Here is a 23,886-nt window from a genome sequence, read left to right on the forward strand (position 1 = left end):
ATTACTTTGGGTTATGTTATCAGCGTTGTTGCTTGCTTTGTCAAGATTGCCTATGCATTTGGGTTGGCTGGCTTTTGTTGGCTGGATTCCTTTGCTTTTTGTGCTCCAGCAGAAAAAGGTGAAACTTTGGCTGGCAGCTCTAATCTTTTCCACCGTTTACATTGGTGTTGTAATGTATTGGATTGCAGGAGTAACCTTTTTTGGTTTAATTGGCATTGGCATCATCTTCTTCCTATTTTACTGGCTGTGTTTTTATGCCATCAGCAGGATAGGTAAGCTTTCCGGAAAGCTATATTATCCTGGTTTTATTGCTGTTATGCTTAGTTTTGAATATCTGCAAAATTTCGGTGAAACCAGATTTCCGTGGTTTAATAATGCTTATTCGTTATCGGACTATACAGTTTTAATTCAGGCAGCGGATTTGGGAGGGGTGATTTTGCTTTCGCTGCTAATTTTGCTGGTGAATATTTTGCTCTATGAAGTTCTGCGAGGTAAGAAAAAGTGTTTGCTATATCTTGCCGGCATTTTTCTGCTCTGGATTGGCTACGGTATATACTGTTTAAACTATTTACCGGTGCAAAAACAAGACCCCAAAATAGCTGTTATGCAGCCCTCCATTCCTCAGGAGGAAAAATGGGATGAGGAAGAGTATCGGTCAATTTTACATCGCTATGAAACCCTTTGTGCCCAGGCAGCAAAAGATTCCACAAAACTGATTATTTTCCCCGAAGCCGCGATGCCTGTTTATTTAATGTATGATTATAGAGCTCTTACCTATTTACGAGGTCTGATGCAGAAATATCAGCTGGAAATTTTTACCGGTTTTCCCCATTTTACTGTAGCCCCTGATAATCATATCAATAATGAATTATATTACAATGCCGCAGCACTTTTTAAACCCGATGGTTCCATTTCGGAATTGTATTACAAAAACATTCTGGTTCCGGTGGGCGAAAGAATGCTGTGGCTGGATTTGTTCCCTTTTCTCTGGAAACTTCAGTTCGGCCAGGCAAACTGGGAATTTGGAGATGGACCCGTCTATTATCAAACCCGGGAATGGGACTTTTCTCCTTCAATATGTTATGAGCTTGCCTTCCCCGAATTTTATCAGAAAATGGCAATTCGGAAAGATAAAGCCAGCGGCAGCTTAAAAAAAGCCGATTTCCTGGTTAACATCACTAATGATGCCTGGTTTGGAACTTCCTACGGTCCCTGGCTGCATTCCATTATGGCAAAATTCCGAGCCGTGGAAAACCGCATCCAGATTTACCGCAGTGCCAATACCGGAATATCTTTAATTACAGACCCTTGGGGACGCATAATTGCCAAAGCTGATTTATTTGCCATCACCAATCTGCAGTCACCTTTATATCTTTGTCCCAAAATTCCCCTTTATCATTATATTTACCCCTATCCCTGGATTTTCGTTATTCTGGCAGGAGGACTTTTCCTGCTCAGTTTCATAAAAAAGAAACCTCAAAGCGAGGGCTTATGAAAAAATACTACTATACTATTGGCGAGGTTAGCAACCTCTTAGGAATTAAACCCTATATTATCCGCTATTGGGAAACTGAATTTCCCGGGCTGAATGCCATTAAAAGTTCCGGACGCATCAGAAAATACAATGAACAGCAGGTTCTTTTATTACGCAGAATTTATGACCTGCTATACAATCAACGCTATACCATTGAAGGAGCCCGCAAGAAAATCAAGCAGGAAAAAGCCACCCTTAAAGCTATCAGCAAAGATGAACTTGACGAAACTTCCCCCTCTCTAAAACAGGATAGAAAAATAAATCCCGAAGTTAGCGAATTACTGCAGGACTTGAAAAAGGATTTCGCTATAATTCAACAGACCTGCAAAAAATACATTCAGGATAGAAAATGAACTTTCAAGATATTATTCGCACGCTGCAAGATTATTGGGCTGATAAAGGTTGCTGTTTAATTCAACCCTACGATTTGGAAATGGGAGCAGGAACTTTTCACCCTTCCACCTTTTTCGGTGCTTTAGGAAATAAACCCTGTGCCATTGCCTATCCCCAACCTTGCAGAAGACCCAAAGACGGACGCTATGGAGAAAACCCCAATCGCTTTCAACACTATTATCAGTTTCAGGTAATTATCAAACCTACACCGGAGGATATTCAAAACTTATACTTAAAAAGTTTATCCGCCATCGGAATTGATATTTCTATGCACGATATCAGATTTGTAGAGGACGATTGGGAATCCCCCACCTTAGGTGCCTGGGGTTTGGGCTGGGAAGTTTGGCTGGATGGAATGGAAATTTCGCAATTCACCTATTTTCAACAAGTAGCCAGCATAGATGTTTTCCCTGTAAGCGTGGAACTTACTTACGGTTTGGAACGCCTGGCTATGTATATTCAAAATGTTGATGATTACCGTTTGCTTGCCTGGAATGCAAATACTAAATATGCCGAGCTCTTCTATAACCGCGAAAAAGAATTCAGTATCTATAATTTTGAAGGAGCAGATGCCAACCTGCTGTTTCAGCTTTTTCAGGATTATGAAAAGGAATGCCAATCCCTTTTAGAAAAACAGTTGATTTATCCTGCTTACGATATGTTACTGAAATGTTCCCATACTTTTAACTTATTGGAAGCCAGAGGAGTAATCAGCGTTACTGAAAGAGCATCCTACATAGCCCGCATTCGTAATTTGGCACGCGCTTGTGCCAATTCCTATTTAACCAAATATAGCGCTTAAGCAAAGGAGTTATAGTGAAAAATGATTTCTCTGAAGTTATGAATACTTTAACCGGTATTCAGGATTACCTGTTACAAGTTGCTGTTTATGAGGATTTTCAACCCCAGTGTATCATTATTTTGGAAAAAGACCCTCCCAACCTTCTGGAATCGCTTAGTTCTTTAAGAGATTATTCCAATAAACGGAAACTGCGTTTTCCTTTGGTGGTCACCCGCAGGTTTGTGAACAATTCGCTGGATTCCTTTCCTTTGGAATTTTTGGATATTACTGGCTCCAATTATGAAGACCTTTATGTTAAAAAAGATGTCCTCAAAAAACTGAGGTATAAACCTGCCGATATCCGCCTGCAAATGGAACGCGAAATTAAAAGCAAATGGTTGCTTATTCGTTTATCAGTTCTGGAAAAGAAAAATACTCCCAAACAATTAGCCGATTTTCTGGCTCTTACTTTAGGAAGTATTGTGCGCGTATTAAAAGGGATTTGTTATCTGAACGATGGTTCTGTTCCTCAAACTTTGGAAGATATTTTCGTAAGAACAACTAATATTACCGATGTGGATTTTGATGTAATGCTTCGCTGTCTTACCACCAAAGAAGCCACTTTGGAAACTGTTGAACAATATCTTTCCATTCTTGGAGATATTATGCGCTATGTGGAACATATAAAACTATGATTTACAGTGATATCTTTCTGGGAGACAGTAACCTCCCTTTGCTTGCGTTTGCTCTTCATAACGGACATTTTATGCCCGATGAACTTTTGTTTAACTGTGGAATTGACGAAGCTACAAGATTGCGGGAAGAAGACCCTTATACGGACGGCTTTGCAGAATGTTTTCCCAATAGAATTGTTGTTCAAACCAGCCGTTTTACTGTGGACTTGAATCGCTCTCCCCAAAAAGCTGTCTATGAAAAACCGGAAGATGCCTGGGACTTGCCGGTTCGTAATTTACCCCTTTCTGAAAAGCTGAAAACATTGCTGCTAAGCTCGTATGCGAATTGGTATAAAATTACCCGTTACCAAATTGAACGCCTGCTGCAATTTCATTCTCAAATAATTATTTTAGACCTGCATAGCTACAATCACCGCAGAGGCGGTCCAAATGCAAACCCTGACCCTCAGGACAACAATCCCGATATCATTCTGGGCAGAAATAACCTGCCTGAAAGTGATTATCCCTTTATTGAAAACTTGCGTTCTTCTCTAAACGGCTTACCCTTTCAAAATATATACCTGGACTGCCGCTGCGATGTTAAATTTGCAGGAGGATACTTTTCCCGTTGGGTAAATGATACTTTCGGAAATAAAGTCCTTTGCCTGGCTGTGGAATTCAAAAAAATCTTTATGGATGAATGGACGGGAGAACTAAATCTGGCTGCCTATAACCAGCTGAAGAATATCTTCCAGAATGCTGTTCTAAACTGGATAAACGAGCCAACCCTGCGTTCCCTTGAACGCTGAGAACATAGTTCCTCCGGGAAAAAGAGCCCAAAAGGGTGATACCTTGATAGCGACGGCAGTGTAAACACCTCGTTAAATTGCTATTACAACGGCAGCAGGTTTTGAATTTTTGTTTTAACTCTAAACCGAGCTTCAGCTTTAACAGTATCGGACAAAGGATAAATTTCCTGTTACCTCTGCATATAGTTTCAACCACAAAAAGGGTCGGTTTAGAGTCAAAACTCCACCACCTCAAAATTGGGAGTTGAAACAAAAGGCAATGACACAGCGTATCCATAACAAACTGACTATATATCCTTCCCAAACAAATCCCGGAATTTTTCCAATAACCCTCCGATATGAATCCCATATCTTTCCCGTATCGCGATATGGGAAAGATACGGGAATCTCATCCGCCGCATAGCACAAACAAGAAAGAACTGATAAACAAATTTCTTGGGAGTGAATGCTGCGGAAGGTATTTTATCGCTTGCTGGTGTTGATAATTTATATACATTTCATATTGAAAATACATAAAAGGAGAATAAGGTTTAGCAGGTTGAAAAGGTTTAGAGGGTTGAAAATCTTTTCAAGCCCCTTAGGGCGACACTAAAATAGCGATGGTGGGTAAGCCCCTCGTTTAGTGCAAGCTACAATATTTTTTTATCCTTTTCCCGCATCCAGAAAGCCCCTTAGGGCGACACTAAAATAGCGATGGTGGGTAAGCCCCTCGTTTAGTGCAAGCTACAATATTTTTTTATCCTTTTCCCGCATCCAGAAAGCCCCTTAGGGCGACACTAAAATAGCGATGGTGGGTAAGCCCCTCGGAAGGAGTAAGATAGCCCCAGTTATTCCCTTTTTTTAGCCATAATGGCAATTACGGCAAAGAGATAATATCTCTCCCTGACGGGTGCGATGGGCATTGCGCATTTGTTTTAGCTGCGGAGCATTCCACAAATCAATAATTTCATCTTTTTGAATGTCTCCGATAAAGATTCGGTCTTCTGGTTTTATGGCACATCCTTTTGCCGGGCACAAAGGAACCAAGCCATCGGGTCTTATTTGCAAATCCCTGTAAGTAACGGTGCAAACCGGTAGTGCTTCCTGTAAAATAGAGTTCTGGATATAAACATCATCCTGGGGAGGTGTTTCGGGATGCTGCAAAATATGTTGGGGTAAAATGCAATCGCAGAACTGGCGTAAATAGCGGCTGTCTTCCTTTTCTTTATTTAGGGTAGAAGGACGCACCATCAAGCGAATTCTGATGATGAGATCATCTTTTTTCTGCTGGCGCAATTCATAGAGTTGCTTGATATTACGCATAAAAAGTTCGTAACTGGCGCCCGGACGATTTATTTCATAAACATCTTTCCCGCCTGCATCCATTGAAAGTTCAATAAAGTTTAGTCCGCAATTCAGTAATTTTTCCGTCACTTCCGGGTTTTGCCATTGTCCATTGGTGATGATAGATAAATATTTGCAATAGCGGGACATTTCTTTCAGCATCAGGTCAAACTGAGGATGCAATGTAGGTTCTCCTCCGCTAATTCTGATTCTGCTAACAGGATGGCGTTTCAGGCGCTCAATCAGAGCTTGAAAAACCTCCTGATTCATCATTGTGCGCGGATTAGGAAAAAAAGGATTGTTACAATACAGACAGCGTAAATTGCAGGCATCGGTAATATCCACTGAAAGTAAAGGGGGATTTTTGGCATCTTTGAACCAGAAAGGATATTTCAGAATAAGTATTTCCTTTAGCGGAATACCCTTTTTTAAGATATGGGTATTCAGTTTCAGGTAATAGGATAAGTGCTTTAAAATCCAGGGCAGATAAAGTAGTTTTGAGGTTTGAGGTCTTTTTTGCGGCATAAGAAGTTCCTACTGTAACACCAATATTTTCCGAACTTGGGTTCTATCTTCCTTAAAACGCAGAAAATAGATTCCGCTGCATAACTCTGCAGGTATTGCAAAAGAAAAATTGCTTTCTCCCCGTGAAATTCCTTTCAGGGGTTCCTGATATACAATCTGTCCTTTCAGGTTAAAAAGCTGTAAGGTCAGCTCGGAGAATGCCTTATCGCTATAGAGCAGCAAATTTCCCTGCGTTTTCAAAGGATTGGGATAAATTGATTTTAGCTTTAGCGGAGTTGGAACTTGCACCGGATCAAAATTTGCCACTCCATTTTCGGTTACAGTTACTATAGCTGAGCTATTGGCAGAAAGCGAAATCCGCACATAACAGACATTATTAACTCCGCTTGTATCCACCTGAATAAGCGTTCCCCCTGAAACATTATAGCCCGTATCGTGTTTGGGCATAATAAATTGCAGCTGCGCATTTTCAAAAGCCAGGGGCTGATTATTGGTAATAATTGCCTTAACGCTATCCGCTACTCCATAATTGGAAGGAGAGTATTGAACGGAAAGATTATTTCCCGTTGCCCCGGCATAAATTGTATTATAGGGAGTCATTTGCCCGTTATTGATTCTAACTACCCGATAAGCACGATTGCCATCACAAGTGCTACGCGTAGCCAAATTATAGGGCTGAACGGAAATTGAACCGTCATTATAATGAATATGACCCCAAAGAGACATATCAATCCCTAAAGCAGCTAAAGAAAGTTGGTCTTGAAAATCGTAGTGATGAAACAGAACCTTTTTATAATTCGGAAAAAGGGCTAAGGTATTATTCAACCAGTTAAGTTGTTGATTAGTATAACTGGTGTCACCATATATATTCGGTCGCCAGTAATCATAATTATCGTAGCTCTCTAAACCGATAAAGACCGTGTTATTATAGGTAAAATAATAATCCTGAGTATGATAGGGATAAAGAGGGTCTTCGTTATTCAGCCAGCTCCAGCCAAAATATTTCCACCAGTTTTTTCTGGAGCTTCCCGCCGGAGGAGGTGTCTGATTCCAACCGCCGATATCATGATTTCCCGAGGTTACATAAATCGGAACATCAAATTCGGAAAGCACTTTCTGGATCCAACCATACCAATATTGATTGGCAAAGTTCTCCAATTCGCCTTCATTAACTAAATCGCCGGTAAAAAGAACAAACTCCGGATGAATAATATTGATATCGTCCATCACGGCTCTAAAATCTTCCACCGCTGTAGAATCGGTATCATAACCCGCATTGGGATAATACAAACGGTTAGGGGTATGGGCATCAGTTATATGCACAAAATAATAGTTGCTTTTTCGGCTGGGAATAACCTGCACCGCATTCGCGGTAAAATCACTAATTCCTCCGCTGGCAGCTACTTCCAAAGTGTATAATTCATAAACCGGAACGGAAGGAACCGTTACTGTAAGTTCCCAACGGTTTGGAGAAGTTAGCCATTGACTATTGGTAACGGGTAAATTCAGGCGTTTGTTGTTATGCCTTAACCAGGCATTCCAGTTGACTGTGTTTTGAGGAGCTAAACAGGTTATTTTGAATGTTTCCCCCGGAACAACTATTTCCGGTATATTCAGCAGAGGACGCTGAATAACGGTTAAAGTATCTCCCGGGGAATTATAACTGCTATTTATAGTTACACTTCCATTGATAAAGCTTTGAATGGCATTATCGCCGAAAAACACATTTTCAAAAGCCAGAGAGGTGGTTCCAGTATTAACAGTATAAAAATTAAGCTTTAACAGAATTCCTTGACCGCTCAAAATTGCCGGACTTTGATAAGAAACAGTTAGCAAACCATTTTGTCCATTAGCAGTTACTGTTCCTGCCTGCGATAAAGTGCCTGCGGTGTCTATGGATTCATAATTCAGAATATAAGGATTAAATGAGATGTTAAAAGAATAGGACTGATAGTTCTGTGAACCATCAATGCCATAAGCATTTACAGGAACAGAAAGGGAACTATGCAAACCGGCTGACTGATGAGGTATAGCCAAAGTTATGGTATTCGCTCCTAAAATCATATCTGTTGCCGACCGGGGATTGATGGCATAATAACTATATGAATAATCTACGATACCGGTTATTTCACTATAGACCTGCCCTAAGGAGACATCAGTCCAACTATGATTAGAACCGAAAAATTGATTATCTATCTGGCAAGCACCGCTGCCGTCATCTGCATAAAACTCTTGATAGCTATTGGGTTCTACGGTTACGGTAACATTTAAAACCTTTACCAAAACGCTTTCCCATTGCTCGCCGCTGCTGAAATCATTCAAAGAGCCCGTATTTATTTCACTGGCAGGAGGAAGAGGATTTCCCTGGCTTAAAACCTGAAAAGAGGATACTTGGGTAATTTCCGTTAAATCGTAATATTCATTTACCGTTCCGGTTACCTGAACTAAATCCCCTACCGCAGGATGATAGGTTTGATTATAGATAAATAACCCGCTCCAGGGTCCGCCTGCAGGATCACTGATAAAGAAACCGTAATAATTATACCCGCTGCCGGAATAAAAAGAAACGCCACTTACAATGCCCTGAACGATAACACTTTGGTCTAAATAAGGAGAATCCCCTCCTCCATCCGGATTATATTGAATATCGTAACAACTATGCGTAGTTTGGGCAAAAAGCCAACCGCAGGTAAGCAGAAGCAGGAGAAATATTACAAATTTACAGTTCATAGCTTTGCCAGTATGTTCTTTACCGAATTTATCGGAATGGCAAAACCGATACCTATGTTGCCTCCGCTTTCTGAAAGGATAAAGGTATTGATGCCAACTACTTCCCCGTTGATATTAACCAGCGGACCGCCACTATTACCTTGATTGATGGCAGCATCGGTTTGAATCATTGCTTTATACTCTCGCCTGTCCTGACGAGCTGCAAAATTACGATTTATGGCAGATATCACTCCTACCGAAACACTGGGCTTGGAATCATTCAATAAAAAGCCGTAAGGATTGCCTAAGGCAATACTCCATTCCCCGGTTATCAAATCGTTGGAATTTCCCAATTGCGCTACAGGCAGCTTATTTCCATTGATTTTAACTTTGGCAATATCGTGAACTTCATCTATTCCGGCAACCGTTCCGGAAAATTCGCGTTTATCAGGTAAAATAACTTTGATTTGAGCAGCGCCGCTAACAACATGCGCATTGGTAATGATGTAACCGTTGGAATCATAAATAACTCCGCTACCAATTGATTCCACTTGCCGTAATAACGGAATGGAACCGAAAAAATCAAAAAAGCCGAAACCAAAAGGACTGGCTGCTCGCACATATTCTGTTTTAATTACATTGATGCTGACAACAGCCGGCTCTACAGCTTTCACGGCTTCAGTGATGGAATTTATTCTTTTGGCAGCTGAAGCTTTATTGGGTTGGGAGGTAGAAGGGGAAACAAAATCGTTGCTAACCTCGTTTTTTCCTGCCTGCCTGTTTATTAATGCCATCGTAATAAAAGCATTTAACAACAGAATTATGATTATCGTGAAGAAGTTTATGCGTTTCATCTTCCTTCCTAAAGTTAAATAAATTTGTGAATGGCAAAGTCAATTACCGAAGCACTAACCGTGGTCTCAAAACAAGGTCCCTTCGGTCTTTCATTTAAAACAGCATAAACAGGATAACGCCAGCTATCACGAACTCCTTCCGTTAAATCTCTATGGCAGGCAACAGCAATAATAATATCCGGTTGGGTGTCATTCACCAGTTTTCTTGCCAGAGAACCACCACTGGCAACTGCCGTTTTAATTTGATAATCTCTTGATAATGCCTTCATTTTAGCCATATCGCAACCACCGCATTCTTCACATTCAACAATATTGTTATTGATGCGAATTTTGCATTGCGAACTTTGCAAACAGTGCGGTAATAACAATAGCAGATTGGAATAATGCATCCCCTGATGATTGGTGACTACAATTTCATTATTAAAATAGAGAAACGACTCCTGTAAAGTATCCATTTTCTGGAAACTTATCCTGCCAATAATTCTGGCAATCGGAAAATAGATATTCACCAGCATCCAGGAAAGATACATTCGTAACCAAGGGGGCTTAATTTTCTTATGCGTGCTTACAAGAGCTAAAATCCAGGTGCCTATTAGAATTACTATAATCACAAAAAGGATGGTGTAAATTATATTTCCCCAGGCAGAAAGACCTAACTGGTGATAACTGCCTAAGACCATTAAAAAGAAAATGAGCGTAATTATGAGCAAAGAGATGCTGACAAACATAGGGAATTTGATTATGGCAAAGTATTCCTTTTTCATTTTTCCCTTCCTAATATTTCTTTTTCCTTGATGCGGGCTCCATTGATAAAAGCTTTGGCAGTCATCACTTGCTTGCCCGCGGGCTGAACCTTTTTTATAAGCAATTTATAGTCCAGGCAATTAACAAAAAAGCCAGCGTCATTATCTATGGCACCTATCAACCCGGGCTCGTCATTAACAGGTTCGGTTGTTTTTTCCGAGCTTAGCACTTTTAATTCTTTATTCCGGAAAAGTGTCCAGGCACCGGGAGTTAAAGAAAAAGCTCGGATTTGGTTATGGATTTCCGTTACCGTTTTCTGCCAGTTAATTTGGCGGCTGGACTTGGTAATTTTATAACAGTAACTTGCCTGTTTTTCATCCTGTTTTTCACCGTTTAGCTTTTTGGCACCATTGAGCATTTTCCAAAACAGCCATAATAAAGTAGCTGCCTGTTCTGCAAGGCGTTCTTGAAGTTCGCTGCAGGTTTCGTTTTCAGCAATAGAAAACTTTGCTTGAGCCAGAATTGGACCTGCATCCATTTTGGCTGTCATCCGGTAAATAGTATTTCCGGTTTGGGTCTCGCCATTTAAAAGAGCACTTTGAATAGGGCTGGCACCTCTATATTCAGGTAACAGGGAAGGATGAAGGTTTATTGCTCCCAAAGGACACAGGCAGCGGATTTTTTTGCCTAAATAACCGCCAAAGGCAGCGGTAATAATAATATCCGCTTTCTGTTCAGCCATTTTAGCAATGCTTTCCCCGGCATTAATATCCTCAGGAGTAATAAGCGGTAAATTATGCTCTTTTGCAAATCGGGCTACGGGAGTGAGGGTTAAATGTAAATTGCGTCCGGCAGGTTTTGCGGGTTGGCTGATTATTAAAGATGGCATACAGCCGTTTTGTATTAGCTTTTGCAGCGCCGGTAAACCGTAATCGGAAGAACCGATAAACAGATAACGCATTATAGAGCAAACCCTTCCATTATATTCTGTCCGTTCACTGCTCTTGCCTGCAAAGCGTTTAGCTTATGCAAAATCTTTAACCGGGCAATTCTTCCCAGGCGGTCGGTAAACAGAATACCTTCCAAATGGTCATATTCGTGTTGAATAACAACTGCCTTTTTTGCTTCAGCGCTTTCCGTTTGCCTGTTACCGCTCAAATCGGTGTAAGTATAAGTAATAATTTTACTGCGTGTTACATCGGCAAAAACATCCGGCAAGCTGATACAGCCCTCTTCGTAAACAACTTCCCCTTCTCTGCTTTCTATAACGGGATTGATTAAAACCTGGGGATGCTTTTTATCGGTTAAATCTTCGTATTTGGGGTCTATAACTATTACCCGCCAAAGTGAACCAACCTGGTTAGCTGCCAGGCCTACTCCATCTCTGGCATACATAGTATAGATTAAATCCTGGATAAATTCCTGCAGACCGGGGGTATTAAAATCTACTTCCGGCAGCTTCTGTTTTAAAATATCATCTCCGTAGAGACGCACAGGTAAAAGTTTGGGCTGATATTTCATTTCTCGGTTCCGGGTTCTGTTGTTGCCACAACTCCTACAATAGCATTTCTTTGAATATCTATCCGCACTTTATTGGTATCGTCAATTTCCAAAACCACAATTCCTTTATCCGGTTTTAGAGAAACGACCCGACCATAGATTCCGGAACTGGTTAAGACCTTATCGTTTACTTTCAGTGCTTCCTGCATCTTTTGGGTTTCTTTTGCTTTCTTTTGTTGGGGACGGATTAGCAATAGATACAGGATTACAAACATTATGACCATAAAGATCAGGGTAGTTGCGGCACTGCCTGATTGGGAAGAGGTAGTTGCGGCACCGCTTTGTTGGGAAGAGGTAGTTGCTGCTGCTTCCAGTAATATGTAGTTCATTTTTTTCTCCTATACTCCAAAGAATCTTGGATATATTTTTATTAGTATTTGAATCAGGATATTAGTATATGCTCCTGCTATAATATCATCAGAAACAACCCCCCAGCCCCGGGGTAGTTCCTGAATTTTCTTTATGGGAAAGGGCTTAGCTATATCAAACACCCGAAAAAGCACGAAGGCATAAAGCCCAATCAACCAGTTATGAGGTAAAAACAAAACACTGGCAAAATAACCGCAGACCTCATCAATCACAATGCTGCCGTTATCTTTTCCCAGGGTTCTTTCTGCTTTTGTGCTTATGAAAACGCTAAGCAGGCAAAAAACCAGCCAGACGGGTATTGTGTAATATAATGCCTTACCGGTGAAAGGTGAGCCCGAAAAAAGCAGGTAAATTCCAAACGCTGCCAAGGAACCTATTGTTCCCGGCATAAAAGGAATAAAACCTATGCCCAGTATTGTGGCTAAAAAAGTGTAAGGGTTAAGTTTTTTGTTGTTTCCGGTCGTCATAATGTTATTTGTACAAATGCTTCACGCCGTAAGTTTTCTATCCAGATATTGAAAGCATCATATTGTTTTTTCTTCAGGAGCATCTCACGGGCTTGGTCTTTCACTTCTTCATATTTATAAATACGGGGAGGGTATTCCTGTAAACGGCAAAAGATATACAGCATACCGTTATTTTCCAGCACAGGAGTAAATTGTCCCACCGGGGTTTGCATTATTTGAGGAGCAAAAAGAGGAGGCAGGTCTTTTTCCGCAAATTCCCCTAATAAACCGCCATCTTTTTTACTCTCCTCATCCATTGAATATTCTTCTGCCAAAGAGGCAAAGCTTTCGCCGTTTGCAAAGCGGTTACGGATTTCTTCCATCAATTGTCTTTCGCTTAAAGAATCCTCCGCTGAGGGAACCACGGTCTTTAAGATGTGGCGAGCTCTAATTTCCTCGCCTCTTTTCTCTTCCAGTTTAATAATATGATAGCCGAATTCGCTTTCTACGATGTCACTTATTTCCCCAACTTTTAAGGCAAAGGCAGCATCTTCAAAGGGTTTAACCATTTGACCCCTTTTAAAAAACCCGAGGTCTCCACCAACTTCTTTACTGGGGCAATCACTTTCCGCAGCGGCAAGAGTAGCAAAGTCCTCACCTTTTTGCAGGCGTTTTTGGATTTCTTTAATTTCTGCCAGTTTTGCCTCTTTGCTTTTCCGGTTGGGTTTTATTTCTCTAAAGATTATTCCCAAATCCCAGGAAACAGGTTTTACGGCTAAAGTATCTTTCGTTGCATTATAGAAATTGATTACTTCTTTTTCTGTAACGGTTACTTTATTCACTATTTCTTTGTTTAAAATCTGTTCGGAGAGTGCTCTTTCAGTTAGCAAGTCCTTATATAACTGTAAGAGATCGGATTCCGTAAGTTTACTCTTTTTCAGGTCTGCATTGAAGTCCGCGGAACTGGGATATTGGGCTTTTATCTTCTTTAAGTAATTTTCTGCCATTGTTTTGATCTCGTCATTATTCACCGTAAGATTAAGGTCTTTTGCCTTCTGAATAATCAATTTTTGATTGATCATTTCGTTTAAGACAGCACCGGGGTCAGTATCTTCTTTTAAGATACCGGCGCTTTGCATTTGTGCCATTTCTTTTTGTAAATCGGAGAGTAAGATAATGTCCGTTCCTACCTTGGCTACAATTTTATCTATCAATTCTGCCGTTAAAGATAGGGTAAACACTATCAGCAAAAGGGCTAAAGTTAATTTTCTTTTCATTATTTATCTTCCTCTATTTATTGCCACCAGCTGCGGTTAAGGAAAAAAGGATGTCTTTAGTAATAATATATCTCGCTACTTTGGGCTTTGATTTCTTTAATCAATTCCTGAAACACCTGGTCTTGTTTTTCCAGCAGAACTTTGCGTTTTATTTCCGCTCTGTAATCCTCAAAATTAGCTTCCTGAGGGGTAATTTGGCTTTCCAGAACACGAAATACATACCACAGCGGTTCTTTATAAACCAAGCCAAATTTATTATCTTGCAATTCGCGTGCCTTTAACCAGAATAAAGAATCCGGGCTGCCCGCAGAAACCATTCCCATAAAGCCCCCTTTGTTTTTCAGTTCTTCAATAGAATAGCGTTGCACAGCTTCCCCGAAATTCAATCCCTGGTTAAGTTGCTGCAGAACATTTTCCGCAGCTATTTTATCGCCTAAAGCTATACGCTGGATATTATAGTTAACTGCATTTTTTTGAAACTCTGCCTGATGCAGGCGAAAGTAATTAAACAGCTGATCTTCCGAAACCTCAATTTCGGAAAGGCGTTTGGCAATCAACGCATTGGCTTTAACCTTTTTAGCGGCATAACTGATTTTCTGTTTAACCGCCTTATCTTTATCTAAGCCCTTTTTATCTGCATAATGGGCTAAGAGAGTAAGGTTTACCCAATCCTCAATATACTTTTTTCTGGTTTCGGGATTTAGTTTTTCCCAGTCCTCAATGGCAAAAGTGGACTTAAAATCATCCAGATAGAGAATTTCTTTATCAACCTGAGCTAAGGCAATCCCTTTTTCTTCTTTTTTTGTGCAACCACATAATATAGTAAGCAAAATTAAAGCAAAAGCAAATCTTTTCATCTTATAAATAGGGCGGAGTGTAAGTTATTTTAATATATGGTTTTTTCTCGGCAGCTGTGCTTTCATTGCAATCCCAAAATTCCAGCGTGCCAAAATTCTTGCGTTCCTGAGTGGATTGAATAACTATTCCTTTCGGGGTTTTATCACCTGATGTATATGCTTGAATTATAGGAGTAATATCCACCGTTAAAGAATCGCCGATAATAGTTCCAGTGCTGGTTACTGTATAAACAAGTGTTTCATAATCACTTTTTACTAAAGTAACGGGGGTCTCTATAGAATCCTTTACAACATTGAAAGGATAAAGAGAATAGCTCTTTGTGGAATGGTAATAATCATCATTTTTAATGTGTAAAACCAAACTGGCTTTATTGATTGTCATTCTTTTTCTCTGTTCAGCTGTAAGCTCACTTCCTGCGTTATCTACAAATATGGTAGAGGTTGGCTCATATTTCACATATAGACAGGAGGAGGTTAAATTGCTTATTTTCCATTGGCTGGAAGGGGTTGTTACCGGTGCTTCTAAAGTATAAGTATCTTTTGCCGGGGATTGATTATAAGTTATCCATTCTTCTTCAGTTTTATATTTGATATTCAATTTTGGGGTTTGACTACTTTCCAGAGAGTATATTTCTACCCAACCTTCATTTTCCACCTTCAGGGCTAAATTCCAGCCGGTAGAATCAGGATTTTGCCAATTAGTTATTTCGGTTTCCGGAATGCTAAAAGTAATTTCTTCACCGGCTGTTCCGCTTGTATCAGCTAATGAATATGTAGCTATAGGATTTGGTGATAAATCGCTATCTGTAATATTTGCCGGGTCTAAGGAATCATTCCAGACCTTGTTCACTTTGTATAATTTTAACATCAGGGAGTTACGCAAAGCATAACACCCGACAATGTTTAAGGAGAGAAAACAGCTGTCTGTTTCAATACTTTCTATATTCGCAGGTAAGCCCGTAAACCGGAAAAAACTTAAGGCATAGGCATCGTTATAATCTCCTGCCAAAAGTTTCTTTTCACTGCCGGAAATACTTATTTCTTCAGCAGCAGGAAAACTGAAACCCATCATCATTCCTGTTTCATCATTAACGGTCAGAGCTCTTACATCACTGAAATTATTGCCTGTCAAATTATCCTTATCAGTGCAACCGCTAAGCACTGTTAAAATAATTGTCAGACAGATAAGCAGCTTTAATATGGCTTGGAACGATTCCATAATAATAATCCTATTTTAATTTAAATCTATTATACAGTATTATAAGTAGGCGTTGTGGATAGGGGGATATTTGGTCAAGCTTTTTCTTTTCTCTTTGTCTTCTATGCTTTTCCAGCTGACATTTTTCTGTGGATAACTTGTGGATAACTTTGGTCTCTAACCTTAAGTTATCCACAATAAAAGTTCCCCAATCCATTTAGTATTAACTTATTCACTGCTATCCACATAATTTCATCCACACTTGTGGATAACTTTCCGAAAAAAACGACATTCCCATCGTTATATTGGAGAAACGACATCCTCATCGTTTTATACCCCGGAGAAACGACATCCTCATCGTTTTAGAGTTGACCAGGAGGTCAACTCTCCGAATTTCATAGTTGACCGGGAGGTCAACTCTCCAAATTTCATAGTTGACCGGGAGGTCAACTCTCCAAATTTCATAGTTGACCAGGAGGTCAACTCTCCGAATTTCATAGTTGACCGGGAGGTCAACTCTCCAAATTTCATAGTTGACCAGGAGGTCAACTCTCCGAATTTCATAGTTGACCGGGAGGTCAACTCTCCGGATTTCATAGTTGACCGGGAGGTCAACTCTCCGGATTTCATAGTTGACCGAGAGGTCAACTCTCCGGGTTTCGTAGTTGTCCTTGAGGTCTATGCCCCGGAGAAACGACGTCCTCGTCGTTTTAGAGTTGACCAGGAGGTCAACTCTCCGTGTTAACAGCACCCCCGATTTCTCCAATTTGCAAAACTTATCTCTCACGCTATTTATTATCAAGCTAAAAACTCAACACCTTAATCAATCCCATAATCGGCATTCTATTTTTTCAGGTTTTTAATAATCCCTTCCAGCAAAATTCGGAAGTCCTCTTTTTCCCGAAACTGATTTTCCACCATTTTTTTGGCATGTAAAACCGTTGTGTGGTCTTTCCTGTTATAATATTCCGCAATATCTTTCAGGGAGAGCTGGGGAATTAAATAATTAGCCAAATACATTGCTACCTGACGCGGAAAAGCAACCTGTGGTTTACGCGTTTTTTCCAGTAACTGAGAAGGGGTTATTCCATAGCATTCACAGACCTGTTGCGTAATTGCATCCAAACTGATAGCGTTCATCTTTTCGGAAATCATATCGGAAAGAATTTCGCTTGCCAAAGAAACATCTATTTCTTCAGGATTCAGTTTATTATAGGAAGAAAACGCTAAAATGCGAATTAACGAACCTTCCAAGGCACGAACGCTGCTGGTAATGTTATCGGCAATAAAATTAATAATCGCATCGCTTAATATCACATTTTCGGGTTCGGCTTTTTTGTGCAAAATTGCTACGCGCGTTTCAAAATCAGGATTTTTCAGGTCACACAATAAACCGCTTTCAAAACGCGTAACCAACCGTTTTTCCAAATCGGGAATATCTTTGGGAGGTCTGTCCGAAGTGAGCACAATCTGTTTTCTGTTTTCAAACAAAGCATTAAAAGTATGGAAAAATTCTTCCTGAGTTCCTTCCTTACGAGAAAGGAAATGGATATCATCCATCAGCAGCAAATCCACTTTTCTGAATTTGTTTCTAAATTCCGACATTTTATTACTGCGAATACCATCAATCATTTCATTGGTGAATGCCTCGGAAGTGATATAGTAAATAGAACAGTTCCGACCTTCTTTTTGCACGAAATTTCCAATTGCCTGCATTAGATGGGTTTTACCCATTCCGCTCTCACCATAAATAAAAAGAGGATTATATGTATAACCGGGAGATTCGGCAACCGCTTTGGCAGCACTATAGGCAAAATTGTTATTTTTCCCTACTACAAATTCATCAAAAGTATTACGCTCATTTAGTTTTACATTGGAAACAACCCGGTTGCCGCTATATTCAGGCAGTTCTTTTTCTTCATCCCGATGATTTCGCCGGGGTTGAGTGATAAATTGCACCTCATATTTCCTGCCGTAAAGTCCGTAAGAAATTTCTCCTAAGACCTCTTTGTAATTTTGATTCAAATAATTTGCTGAGAACTGAGTAGCTACTTTAATCATCAATTCCCGATCATTCATATCCACTAACTTTGTATCCGAAAACCAGGTTTTAAAACTTTGAGAATTAATATTCTCTTCCAGTTTATCCAGTATGTTCTGCCAAATATCTTGATCCATAAAGCACTATCCCGTAAATTTATTTATCCACAAACCGTATTCTGCTGTTACAGATACGCCAGTAGCATTATTATCTCATTCATTTATATAAACTTAACCTTAAAAAAAGGACATCCTTGCAGTTCCCTTTTTTGCAGTTATCCACAACTTATCCACAGCTATAGTAAAAAATTCTATTTTCCATACCTTTACAGATTTCCCCAAGCTGTGCCAAGACCAACTTCACCAAAAAAAATCTCATCTCTGTTTTGTCAAGCAACTAAAAGCTAAGGATAAGATAACTTAGCAAAAGCAAAAAATTAACAACACTCTAATTTCAGAAAAGATAGAACCGAAACAGGATTTTTTTACCTTAGGGAAAATGAATCCTATCCTTTTTGTTTCTATGAAGTTAGTGTTGGCTAAATTTTTTTTAAATCTTTTGCCCGAGAATAGAAGGAAACCATTGCAAACCCAAATCTTACGCTAACTACCCGGCAAAAAAGAAGGACGCAAAGCTATCCTGATTGGGAATAATGACTTTTTGGATAACTAAAAGCGGGTTTGTCTTGGCAGATTTTTTATCCTTGCTTTTTGCCTTTCACTTTTTTTATCCGCCTGAAGGGTAGCAAAGTGTTTTCCGTTAGATACTTTAATAACCCTTTAACGATTCTTTAACGATGCCTTAACCTTGCTAAGGAATCGTTAAAGGAACTTTTATGCTGTATCAAATAGCTGAGAGGGTATAATACAGCTAAAAAAGCGGAGCTTCATCCTCTGCGGAACAGGTACTTATTACATTAGAATGCAAACAGGAAAGGAGAATTATATCAAGAAAGCAGTCCTATTAAAATAAAGATAGGTAGCCGTTCTTTGTACCGGCGGACGCTGTTCCGCCGTTTTTGGTACCGGTGGACACCGTTCCGCCGTTTTTGGTACCGGCGGACACTGTTCCGCCGTTTTTGGTACCGGCGGACACTGTTCCGCCGTTTTTATTCGGCGCTACAGCGAGCGCCGGTACAAAGAGCGCCGGTACACTGCGCCGGTACACTGCGCCGGTACACTGCGCCGGCTACATTTTTCTCAATGTTCCCAAAGCTGTCCTATTCAGGACAATCTCTTTATTTGCAGTAACTGGATAATATTCTGCAATTTCTGGGTATAACACTTTGCTATTGAATAACTTTAAGCTCTACCCGTCTATTCCGTTCTCTTCCGGATTCGGTTTTGTTGCTGGCAATGGGACGATTGGGTCCGTATCCAACAACAATCAATCTTATAGGATCAATACCTTTAGATTTTAAATAATCTGCCACGCTTTGAGCTCGTTGTCGGGATAAAACAAGGTTGTATGATGCTTTGCCTTGATTACAGGTATGGCCTGAGATTTCCATTCGGATACCCGGATTGCGTAATAGAGTTAGAGCAATATCATTCAAAACTGGATACGACTCGGGTTGAATAACTGCACTGTCATAAGCAAAGAGGATGTTATTGAACACAAAAACCTTGTCCAAAGTGAGAGGTTCCATCACGATCTGCAAATCCCTGTTGCGCTCTCCAGGATTTGGGATAAGTTCCATGCTAACTGTCTGATAACCCTCCAAACCACACTCCACTCTATACCTGTTACACAGAGGCAATTCTGTTTGATATATCCCCCTGCTTGGTTTAAGAGCTTGGCGGTAGCGAGTCCCGTTGATAATATAAATGATATTCAGTTCGGGGCTCAAGTAATATCCTTCGGGATCTACAACAGTAGCTGAGATGGTAAACAATACCCCGGAATTTATTTGATCCCGAACGATTTGTCCTGTAAGAGGAGAAGTGAGATCCGTGTCCTCATACCAGACCGGATTGTCCGTGTCATCTACGATCCAGTAAGACCTGGGAGCATATTCAACCAGTAAATATTCGGGAGATGTACCCCGAGAAGAAGAGCGAACCAAGGTTGCGTTATTAGTTCCGCGCTGATGCACATAACGTTTCTCTCTCATAGCTCCATTGATAACATTACCCAGGTTTTCAGGATAAGACCAATCATCCCATCCGGAGCTAAGTTTCACCACCTTGAATAAATCCATATCACCCATTCCCGGGTAGCCATCTGAGCAAAAGAATAGAGTTTTGCCATCCCAATCTAAAAATGGGGAATCCTCGTTACCCTCAGTATTAATTGATGTTCCCATGTTAATTGGGTTTTGCCACTCTCCATCGGTAAATAAACTATACCAGATATCAAAACCTCCCTGACCTCCGGGTCTGGAAGAGCTGAAGAAGAGGACTCTGTCCCTATACACCCAGGGGTCAATATCGTCCCAATCACTACTCACTGTTTGCATTAGAACCGGTTTCTGCCATAAGTTCTCTTTTTTGCTGGTATAAAGATCAAAATCTTGGCGATTGCTGTCATACTTTCCCATAATCCAAGCCAGGTTGCCATCTTCCGAAAATGAGCCAATAGCTTCATCGTCATCGGAGGCAAGTTCTTCTACTAATACAGGTGTGGACCAGGTATTATTCAGCGATTCTGAACACCAGATATTATATCCATTATAGGGTGCAGGACGAGCTGAAGATAAATAAAGCAGATTGCCGGAGGGATGAAAGCAGAAGTAATCTTCTCCGTATTCGGTCAAAATACCTAAGGGTAGTTCCGCTTTGGTTACCGAACTGAAGATCTTGGATTGATTTTTCAGAATTCTCAGTAACTCTCTGGCAATGTCAGAATACTGAACATCACCGTATTGCAGGTATTCCTGAAATAGCTGTATTGCCCTGGAATTATCTCCCAAAGCCATATAATTCATTGCAGTCCAATAAATGTAATCAGGATTGGGAGGGTAAACCCTCTCCTGCAGCAAGTCCAATTTTTCCAAAGATAGCTGATAATTGCCTAAATCGTAAGCTTCAAGTGCTTCATTGAAAGTAATCTCTTCCGAAAAGCTATCCTGCAGGTCTTCCTCTGCCTCACGATACATAACAGGTTCAAACGGGTGAACAATAACGAAATTCACCAAGCTTAATACCCAATTTGAATACTCCCATTCAAGATCCCAATTCAATTCTCGGGTAGCTTGAAGCTTGGTATCTTCAGCATTTTTGATAAAATCCCCGGCTTGAGAGGCGGTCATCTTAATATAGATTACCTGATTAAGATCCTGGTTATGCAAGGATAGTGCCCCTCTTGACGAGTCATAGCCCAGAATTTGAATTTTCCTGGTTGAATATTCTTCTCTACTACTTTCCAATAGAGTTTGAATCTCCTGGCGGATTTGCTCTTTTCTAAGCTCTAAATCAGAACTGTTTAGGATGGCATTAGGAACCTCTACTAAAGAAGGATTCAAACTCAACCACTGCTTTCGGTTCTGAACTATACTTTTAATCTCATCGGTAGTTAAACCTGCCAATCTGATGCTAAAGATCACAATTGCCACAAGTAGGAGATATGTTTTACTCTTATTCACTTTTCGCCTCCCCTCATTTTCTCCATAGATAATATCTAAAGCCAATGCCAAACCGCGTAGTAGTCCCCTCCAGCGATGCCATTCGGGAGGGGAGATTTGGATTCTGAACAGGCCTGGGTTTATTTGTAGTATCAGAATTAAGCCAGGCATTTACTTCATCACTTCTATACCAATTTCCTTTATAAGAACCCTGATCTTGTAACAAGCCATACAGATAGACATCCCAATCTGCACTTAACCTTAGGCATAGTTCAGTGCGAACTTCTAAACCATTATATAAATTAAATGCTCTTGTAGATCTGCTTTTTGAGCCATCAGCATCTTCCTCATCAAACTTATATACATAACGGTAATTAACCGTATCCACTTTGGCTTTGGTAGTCATCGGATAACGAATTCCCAAACGGTAGCTTACTATCGTATCCAGGTTTAATGTCTTCTGAAAAGAACTGAACCTAAAACCTCCTCCGATACTGAATAGATCAAAGCTGGGGGAAACCTTTTCCCTGTCCAGATCCCAGGGCAAATAAACACGATCCAATAGACCAATTGTATAGATTAGGTTCACATTGCTGTTTCCGGCAAAACCGGTATAGTTATATAATCCGGAAGCGCTTAATGCCATCGCTCCGGGCTTTTCTTTATCAGCAATACCTTCATAAGCTCCAAAGAACTCAATATTCTCCAGAGGAAAAGTGTTACGATCGTTGACAACTGTGAGAGTGGTTGTTTCTCCATCAACAATATCAGCCATAAAGGTATCTTTTAAAACATCCCGGCGGTCATAAGCTTCAATCTCGTATCTGCCTGGAGATAAATACACTCCATCATCCAGAGCATATTTATTGCCATTAACAGTAAAAGTTCCTCCCTTAAGGTTAGACCTGATCTTTATCCTTCCAGCAGGGATGCTAACCATTAGGTTGGTTTCTTCTCCTGCACGAATCACAACTTCATAACTTTTAGTGATTACGGGGTAAGCGGATGATACCTGTTGCAGCGATGCCACAACACTCATTATGCCAATCGGGAATTCAATGCCGTGATCTGAACTCAGTTCAATATTTCCGGAATGAATCACTATATCCGGATTATCACAAACAATATTCAATTTACCAACCAGTTCATCCTCATTTATATAGGAATTGCCAAATGCTTCCACATTCACAATTTTCCTGGCTAAAGAAATAGAACCATCGAACACACTTACATTATATGAACCGGTAGGCAGGGCTATGGGTCCATTATTATAGTAAAAAAGATAACCATTTACTTCTGTTCCGTATCTTGTATTGATATCTATCGGAGAAAGTAAGCCCACCGAATTCGTGTGGTGATAATCATAACCTGGGTTCACAGCTGCCAGATTTACCAGGTATAACTTGAATTCATAATCTCCAAACGGTTGAAAATCAAAGACGGGATCCCAATAGAGCAGCTCTTCCAGATTGGAATTGCTGATATCCTGATATCGCCCTAACAGAGTTCTCGCTTTATACCAATTAGTTGTGTTTTTAAGGCGATAGAAAACATACAGATCGGCACGAATGTTAAATCTTGAAACAGTGCTGCCCAATTGAATCGTATAGCGCTGATTGTCTTGACTTACTTGGAAATCCGTAATCTCTTGCGCAGCCAAGCCAATAGCCAAACTAAAAACCAACAGTATTAGAATTCTTTTCATCAGTAATGCTCCAGTTCTTTAGGTTGCTATGTAGTTTATAAATTTCAATGATACTTGTCAAGATAAAAATCCGTGGCATTTTAATTTAATGGGCAATGGTTACCTACCTGTCAACAATTGAATGATGAGGACATCGTTTTTCCGGAAGGTTGACGTCCTCGTCAACCCTCCTCTCACGATTTTTCCCGCAATGGTGATGTCCTCGTCAACCCCTCATAAAATGAGTAAAAATAACCCCTCCGCTCTTCGCTCTCAGCTCCTAAGCCCCTAAGGGCGACATCGGAGGGTTGACCTTCTGGTAAACCCTCCTCTTACGCTTTATTTCTTTACCGAAAGGCAAACGGTAACGAAACACAGTGTTACCACTAAACGATGAGGACATCGTTTTTCCGGATGCAAACCAATGATAATTTGGTTACCCGATGGTAGATTTTCCCGTTCAACCACCATATTTATTCTATTTCGTTACTGAAAAGAGCGTGATAAAGAAATAGTGCGGTTGCAAGTGGCACGACAAAATGTCGT

General features: G+C 40.3%; 20 protein-coding genes. 5 read left to right on the top strand and 15 right to left on the bottom strand.

Going from position 1 to position 23,886, the window contains the following annotated elements:
• Window positions 1-13 precede the first annotated feature (13 nt).
• From lnt to PLE33_02460, 5 genes are read left to right on the top strand one after another with little or no spacing between them, the layout of a single operon-like run.
• Window positions 14-1,495: an apolipoprotein N-acyltransferase gene (gene lnt / locus PLE33_02440; GenBank protein ID HPS60104.1), complete on the top strand. Its 1,482-nt coding sequence runs from the start codon at window positions 14-16 to the stop codon at window positions 1,493-1,495.
• A complete protein-coding gene (locus tag PLE33_02445) occupies window positions 1,492-1,887 on the top strand; it encodes a MerR family transcriptional regulator (protein HPS60105.1) in 396 nt (131 codons plus the stop codon). The genes lnt and PLE33_02445 overlap by 4 nt, the downstream gene beginning before the upstream one ends.
• Entirely contained in the window at window positions 1,884-2,729 is an 846-nt protein-coding gene (locus PLE33_02450; protein ID HPS60106.1) for a glycine--tRNA ligase subunit alpha, read from the top strand. Before PLE33_02445 ends, PLE33_02450 begins: the two co-directional genes overlap by 4 nt.
• Before the next feature lie 14 nt (window positions 2,730-2,743).
• The gene (locus tag PLE33_02455) at window positions 2,744-3,403 is read left to right on the top strand and encodes a hypothetical protein (protein ID HPS60107.1); all 660 of its coding nucleotides are present in this window, start codon (window positions 2,744-2,746) and stop codon (window positions 3,401-3,403) included.
• Entirely contained in the window at window positions 3,400-4,191 is a 792-nt protein-coding gene (locus tag PLE33_02460; protein HPS60108.1) for an N-formylglutamate amidohydrolase, read from the top strand. Before PLE33_02455 ends, PLE33_02460 begins: the two co-directional genes overlap by 4 nt.
• An 840-nt stretch (window positions 4,192-5,031) precedes the next feature.
• Here PLE33_02460 and PLE33_02465 read toward each other — a convergent pair.
• The 15 genes from PLE33_02465 to PLE33_02535 all read right to left on the bottom strand — a co-directional run bounded on the left by PLE33_02465 (window position 5,032) and on the right by PLE33_02535 (window position 23,361).
• On the bottom strand, window positions 5,032-6,039 hold the full coding sequence (locus PLE33_02465) for a radical SAM protein (protein ID HPS60109.1): 1,008 nt from the start codon (window positions 6,037-6,039) through the stop codon (window positions 5,032-5,034).
• 9 nt (window positions 6,040-6,048) lie between these two features.
• Window positions 6,049-8,769: a metallophosphoesterase gene (locus PLE33_02470; protein ID HPS60110.1), complete on the bottom strand. Its 2,721-nt coding sequence runs from the start codon at window positions 8,767-8,769 to the stop codon at window positions 6,049-6,051.
• Window positions 8,766-9,602 carry a trypsin-like peptidase domain-containing protein gene (locus PLE33_02475; GenBank protein ID HPS60111.1) on the bottom strand — a complete coding sequence of 279 codons (837 nt, stop codon included), beginning with the start codon at window positions 9,600-9,602 and terminating at the stop codon, window positions 8,766-8,768. Before PLE33_02475 ends, PLE33_02470 begins: the two co-directional genes overlap by 4 nt.
• A gap of 14 nt (window positions 9,603-9,616) precedes the next feature.
• Entirely contained in the window at window positions 9,617-10,366 is a 750-nt protein-coding gene (locus PLE33_02480; GenBank protein HPS60112.1) for a DUF116 domain-containing protein, read from the bottom strand.
• Window positions 10,363-11,307 carry a methionyl-tRNA formyltransferase gene (gene fmt / locus PLE33_02485; GenBank protein HPS60113.1) on the bottom strand — a complete coding sequence of 315 codons (945 nt, stop codon included), beginning with the start codon at window positions 11,305-11,307 and terminating at the stop codon, window positions 10,363-10,365. Before fmt ends, PLE33_02480 begins: the two co-directional genes overlap by 4 nt.
• Window positions 11,307-11,867: a peptide deformylase gene (gene def / locus PLE33_02490; GenBank protein HPS60114.1), complete on the bottom strand. Its 561-nt coding sequence runs from the start codon at window positions 11,865-11,867 to the stop codon at window positions 11,307-11,309. The genes fmt and def overlap by 1 nt, the downstream gene beginning before the upstream one ends.
• Window positions 11,864-12,235 carry a preprotein translocase subunit YajC gene (gene yajC / locus PLE33_02495; GenBank protein HPS60115.1) on the bottom strand — a complete coding sequence of 124 codons (372 nt, stop codon included), beginning with the start codon at window positions 12,233-12,235 and terminating at the stop codon, window positions 11,864-11,866. The genes def and yajC overlap by 4 nt, the downstream gene beginning before the upstream one ends.
• 9 nt (window positions 12,236-12,244) lie before the next feature.
• On the bottom strand, window positions 12,245-12,742 hold the full coding sequence (locus tag PLE33_02500) for a phosphatidylglycerophosphatase A (protein ID HPS60116.1): 498 nt from the start codon (window positions 12,740-12,742) through the stop codon (window positions 12,245-12,247).
• Window positions 12,739-13,998, bottom strand: a complete 1,260-nt coding sequence (locus PLE33_02505) for a peptidylprolyl isomerase (GenBank protein ID HPS60117.1) — start codon at window positions 13,996-13,998, stop codon at window positions 12,739-12,741. The genes PLE33_02500 and PLE33_02505 overlap by 4 nt, the downstream gene beginning before the upstream one ends.
• A gap of 56 nt (window positions 13,999-14,054) precedes the next feature.
• Entirely contained in the window at window positions 14,055-14,855 is an 801-nt protein-coding gene (locus PLE33_02510; protein ID HPS60118.1) for a peptidylprolyl isomerase, read from the bottom strand.
• A gap of 1 nt (window position 14,856) precedes the next feature.
• Window positions 14,857-16,074 (bottom strand): hypothetical protein, encoded by a 1,218-nt coding sequence (locus tag PLE33_02515; protein HPS60119.1) that lies wholly within the window; start codon window positions 16,072-16,074, stop codon window positions 14,857-14,859.
• Window positions 16,075-16,375: 301 nt separating this feature from the next.
• On the bottom strand, window positions 16,376-16,804 hold the full coding sequence (locus tag PLE33_02520) for a hypothetical protein (protein ID HPS60120.1): 429 nt from the start codon (window positions 16,802-16,804) through the stop codon (window positions 16,376-16,378).
• 92 nt (window positions 16,805-16,896) lie between these two features.
• Window positions 16,897-18,231, bottom strand: coding sequence for a chromosomal replication initiator protein DnaA (dnaA, locus tag PLE33_02525; protein ID HPS60121.1), 1,335 nt, complete (start codon window positions 18,229-18,231; stop codon window positions 16,897-16,899).
• 1,151 nt (window positions 18,232-19,382) lie between these two features.
• Entirely contained in the window at window positions 19,383-21,677 is a 2,295-nt protein-coding gene (locus PLE33_02530) for an OmpA family protein (protein ID HPS60122.1), read from the bottom strand.
• 13 nt (window positions 21,678-21,690) lie between these two features.
• A complete protein-coding gene (locus tag PLE33_02535; GenBank protein ID HPS60123.1) occupies window positions 21,691-23,361 on the bottom strand; it encodes a hypothetical protein in 1,671 nt (556 codons plus the stop codon).
• Window positions 23,362-23,886 lie beyond the last annotated feature (525 nt).

It is taken from the genome of Candidatus Cloacimonas sp. (assembly GCA_035403355.1).
Taxonomy (GTDB): domain Bacteria; phylum Cloacimonadota; class Cloacimonadia; order Cloacimonadales; family Cloacimonadaceae; genus Cloacimonas.

Coding starts and splice junctions, on each gene's coding strand:
- PLE33_02515 (HPS60119.1), bottom strand. CDS start 16,074: ATGGAATCGTTCCAAGCCATATTAAAGCTGCTTATCTGTCTGACAATT.
- PLE33_02470 (HPS60110.1), bottom strand. CDS start 8,769: ATGAACTGTAAATTTGTAATATTTCTCCTGCTTCTGCTTACCTGCGGT.
- PLE33_02465 (HPS60109.1), bottom strand. CDS start 6,039: ATGCCGCAAAAAAGACCTCAAACCTCAAAACTACTTTATCTGCCCTGG.
- yajC (HPS60115.1), bottom strand. CDS start 12,235: ATGAACTACATATTACTGGAAGCAGCAGCAACTACCTCTTCCCAACAA.
- PLE33_02480 (HPS60112.1), bottom strand. CDS start 10,366: ATGAAAAAGGAATACTTTGCCATAATCAAATTCCCTATGTTTGTCAGC.
- dnaA (HPS60121.1), bottom strand. CDS start 18,231: ATGGATCAAGATATTTGGCAGAACATACTGGATAAACTGGAAGAGAAT.
- PLE33_02500 (HPS60116.1), bottom strand. CDS start 12,742: ATGACGACCGGAAACAACAAAAAACTTAACCCTTACACTTTTTTAGCC.
- PLE33_02510 (HPS60118.1), bottom strand. CDS start 14,855: ATGAAAAGATTTGCTTTTGCTTTAATTTTGCTTACTATATTATGTGGT.
- PLE33_02475 (HPS60111.1), bottom strand. CDS start 9,602: ATGAAACGCATAAACTTCTTCACGATAATCATAATTCTGTTGTTAAAT.
- lnt (HPS60104.1), top strand. CDS start 14: ATGTTATCAGCGTTGTTGCTTGCTTTGTCAAGATTGCCTATGCATTTG.
- fmt (HPS60113.1), bottom strand. CDS start 11,307: ATGCGTTATCTGTTTATCGGTTCTTCCGATTACGGTTTACCGGCGCTG.
- PLE33_02505 (HPS60117.1), bottom strand. CDS start 13,998: ATGAAAAGAAAATTAACTTTAGCCCTTTTGCTGATAGTGTTTACCCTA.
- PLE33_02460 (HPS60108.1), top strand. CDS start 3,400: ATGATTTACAGTGATATCTTTCTGGGAGACAGTAACCTCCCTTTGCTT.
- def (HPS60114.1), bottom strand. CDS start 11,867: ATGAAATATCAGCCCAAACTTTTACCTGTGCGTCTCTACGGAGATGAT.
- PLE33_02450 (HPS60106.1), top strand. CDS start 1,884: ATGAACTTTCAAGATATTATTCGCACGCTGCAAGATTATTGGGCTGAT.
- PLE33_02535 (HPS60123.1), bottom strand. CDS start 23,361: ATGAAAAGAATTCTAATACTGTTGGTTTTTAGTTTGGCTATTGGCTTG.
- PLE33_02445 (HPS60105.1), top strand. CDS start 1,492: ATGAAAAAATACTACTATACTATTGGCGAGGTTAGCAACCTCTTAGGA.